The 3354-nt window shown below is 43.9% G+C and carries 1 protein-coding gene; it reads left to right on the forward strand.

Annotated features, from left to right (window positions below; all coding sequences use genetic code 11):
* Nucleotides 1-3: 3 nt before the first annotated feature.
* Nucleotides 4-3246: a DNA topoisomerase (ATP-hydrolyzing) subunit B gene (gene gyrB / locus C7B77_RS26630; protein ID WP_106312118.1), complete on the forward strand. Its 3243-nt coding sequence runs from the start codon at nt 4-6 to the stop codon at nt 3244-3246.
* Nucleotides 3247-3354 lie beyond the last annotated feature (108 nt).

Genomic DNA, 3354 nt, shown 5'->3' on the forward strand with positions numbered 1-3354 from the left:
TTTATGACCAGTGATTATGGTGACGACAACATTCGGGTACTGGAGGGACTAGAAGCAGTCCGAGTCAGACCGGGGATGTATATTGGTTCGACCGGGCCAAAAGGACTCCATCATTTAGTATATGAGGTTGCGGATAACTCGATCGATGAAGCACTGGCTGGTCATTGCAAAAACATCGATATCTCGATCAATGCTAATGGTTCGGTGACTGTGATCGATGATGGGCGGGGGATTCCCGCCGGGATCAACCCGCAGACTGGTAAGTCTACCATCGAGACAGTTTTAACCGTGCTCCACGCTGGGGGTAAATTTGGGGATGGTGGTTATACCGTCTCTGGTGGTTTGCATGGAGTCGGGATTTCGGTCGTCAACGCGCTCTCGTCGCATGTAGAAGTCAAAGTCTGGCGGAATCAGAAAATCCATACCCAGAGGTTTGAGAAGGGTTTTGCCGTCTCTGGATTGGAAGTAGTTCCGAGTCCCGAAAATCGGACGGGGACGACGGTAACTTTTCAACCAGATCCAGAAATCTTCAAAGAATCGACCGAATTTGACTTTGCAACTTTAGCCAGCAGGTTTAAAGAGTTAGCCTATCTCAATGCTGGAATTCGGATTAGCTTTAGTGACTACCGATTAGAACTTTTGGGTACCGAAGAACCCAAGGTCGAGAATTATTATTTTGAAGGTGGAATTCGGGAATATGTATCGTATCTAAACGAAAACAAGCAACCCCTACATGAAGAAATAATTTATATCAGCCAAGAGCAAGATAAAGTTCAGGTCGAAGTCGCGCTTCAGTGGTGTGTTGATGCTTATTCCGATAATATTTTAGGTTTTGCCAATAATATTCGGACGATCGATGGTGGGACACATTTAGATGGATTGAAAGTGGTATTGACCCGTACCATGAACTCGATCGCGCGCAAACGGAATAAACTCAAAGAAGGAGATGCCAATTTAGGCGGTGAAAATATTCGTGAAGGTTTAACTGCGATCGTTTCAGTTAAAGTCCCCAATCCTGAATTTGAAGGTCAAACTAAAACTAAATTAGGCAATACTGAAGTTCGGAAGATTGTCGATTCGATCGTCTCTGAAGCACTAACTGAATATTTAGAATTTCGTCCGAATATTGCCGATGCAATTTTAGAAAAAGCCATTCAAGCTTTTAATGCCGCCGAAGCAGCGCGTCGAGCTAAAGAATTAGTCCGCCGGAAGTCGGTATTAGAATCTTCAACTTTGCCAGGTAAATTGGCAGATTGTAGCTCTAAAGATCCTAGCGAATCAGAGATTTTCATCGTCGAAGGTGACTCCGCAGGCGGCTGTTTTCATGGCGATACACTCGTATCATTAGCCGATGGACGCAATCTCAGCTTTAAGGATATCGTCCGCGAACAACAAGCTGGTAAAGAGCATTTTTGCTACACCATTCGTCAGAATGGGACTGTTGGGATCGAGCGGATTTTGCATCCTCGAATTACCAAGCAGCAAGCTCAAGTTGTTAAGGTGACATTGGACAATGGCGAACGCATCATTTGCACGCCAGATCATCGGTTTATGTTGCGCGATGGTAGTTATAAAGCTGCTGCCAATTTGACACCTGCTGATTCGTTGATGCCTTTGTATCGCAAACTTTCTAATAAGAAAGAACCAAACATCACCATTGATGGCTATGAAATGGTTTGGAATCCTAAATCGGATTCTTGGTTGTTTACACATATGTTGGCAGATTGGTATAACTGCTGGCAAGGAGTTTATCAAAAAGCTGATGGTAGCCATCGCCATCATATTGACTTCAATAAACTCAATAACAATCCGACTAATCTGCAACGGATGACTCCTCAAGAGCACCTTCAGATTCATCAACAGCATGTTGCCAAGACACTCCATCGTCCCGATGTAGTCGAAAAATGTCGCCAAATTCGTCAAAGTCCAGAATTCCGTCAAGCGATGAGCGAACGGATGACTCAACCAGCGACTCGTCAAATTCTATCCAAGCAAGCCATCGCTCAATGGCAAAACCCTGAATATAAAGCTGATATGGGTGCTAAGTGGCAGAATTTCTATGCGCTTACCCCTCAATATCGCCAAGAAAATGCAGCTCGTCTCAATCTCGCTCAACAAAATTATTGGCAAGACGAATCCAATCGTCAAAAACAATCCGAGCGTACGCGTAATTACTTTATCGAACATCCTGAAGCTCGCTTGGAAATGTCAGTCCAAGCACAGCAGCAGTGGGAAGATCCGCAATTGCTAGATTGGAGAAAGCAAACAACTCAACAACAATGGACGCCAGAATTTCGCGCAAAACGAAAAGCTGCGTTGCATCAAACTTACTACCAAAAAACACTTAAGGTTCTCAAAGATATCGAGCAATCTAATGGATCGATCGATCTCAATACTTACTACCAATATCGCGTAGAAACTCGTGATAAATCTCTCCTGAAATTTGAAACTTTCTGCGATCGATACTTTGATGGTTCGACAGAGCGAGCACTCGAAGCAGTAGCGCAATACAATCATCGAATTGTATCGATAGAACCGATGGAAGAATGCTTTGATGTCTACGATATTGAAGTACCTCATACTCACAACTTTGCGTTAGCAAGTGGTGTATTCGTTCATAATAGTGCCAAGCAAGGACGAGACAGACGTTTTCAAGCGATTTTACCCCTGCGCGGTAAGATTTTAAACATCGAGAAAACTGACGATGCCAAGATTTATAAAAACACCGAAATTCAAGCTCTAATTACAGCATTAGGTTTGGGTGTCAAAGGTGAAGATTTTAAATCGGAACAACTGCGGTATCATCGGATTTGTTTGATGACCGATGCTGACGTCGATGGTGCCCACATTCGGACGCTATTGCTGACATTCTTCTATCGTTATCAACGCGCATTAATCGATGAGGGCTATGTGTATATTGCTTGCCCGCCGCTCTATAAATTAGAACGCGGACGCAATCATTACTATTGCTATAGCGAACGCGAATTGCAACAGAAAATCTCGGAATTTCCGGCCAATGCCAACTATACAATTCAGCGATTCAAAGGTTTGGGAGAAATGATGCCCCAACAGTTGTGGGAAACTACAATGGATCGAGAAACTCGCACGCTCAAACGGGTAGAGATTCAAGATGCTGCTGAAGCCGATCGGATCTTTACGATTTTAATGGGCGATCGCGTGGCACCGCGCCGCGAATTTATCGAAACCTATGGGCCAAAATTAGGTCTGATGGATTTAGATATTTAGGAGCCGTCGGTTCGATATAATTAATGAGATCTAAGCCCGACTTCTTCAAGAAGTCGGGCTTATCTATGCCGATCTATTAGGCACTAATTGAATCATGCGATCGCCATG

Source organism: Chamaesiphon polymorphus CCALA 037 (genome assembly GCF_003003845.1).
GTDB classification, from domain to species: Bacteria; Cyanobacteriota; Cyanobacteriia; order Cyanobacteriales; family Chamaesiphonaceae; genus Chamaesiphon; species Chamaesiphon polymorphus.